The following is a 465-nucleotide window of genomic DNA, read 5'->3' as shown; positions in this document are numbered from 1 at the left end:
ACTCACCTGACCGTTGGGCAGGGCGTCGCCGAAGGCTTCCATCTTGGCGCCAACCTCGATCCACTCCTTAGCAGGGTCAGAGGTTGGCAAGATTCCGGCTCCAGCGAACATTCTCACCTGGCGCGAGTCCTCACTGAACTGTCCACAGCGCAGCGCTCGGGCCCACTGTCCCGACCCGTCCGAGCTCATCCAGCCCACCGGCCCGGCGACCCGTCCCCGGTCCAAGTGCTCTATCTGCGCGATGAGCTCGTAAGAGGCCTCGCGGGGGGTGCCACACACGGCGGCGGTCGGGTGCATTGCATCGACGATGCGCGCTGCGTTGGAGCCGTTCACCCTAGCGGTGACATCGGTCGCCAAGTGGACGACATTGGGGAGCTCCACACGGAAAGGACCGCGGATGACAGGATCAGTCAGCCCGGCCTGGGCCAGTCGCCCGGTGACCGAGGCCACCGCCAGCTCGTGTTC

Annotated in this window: 1 protein-coding gene; it reads right to left on the bottom strand. The window is 66.2% G+C overall.

The window, feature by feature from the left end:
- A partial coding sequence (locus RM704_RS44685; RefSeq protein ID WP_311593611.1) for a chorismate-binding protein occupies positions 1-465 on the bottom strand: 465 nt, incomplete at both ends.

This window comes from Streptomyces gottesmaniae (assembly GCF_031845845.1).
Lineage (GTDB): Bacteria > Actinomycetota > Actinomycetes > Streptomycetales > Streptomycetaceae > Streptomyces > Streptomyces akebiae.
The sequence above is the reverse complement of the archived record's forward strand: the minus strand, read 5'-3'. Positions and strand labels throughout refer to the sequence as shown.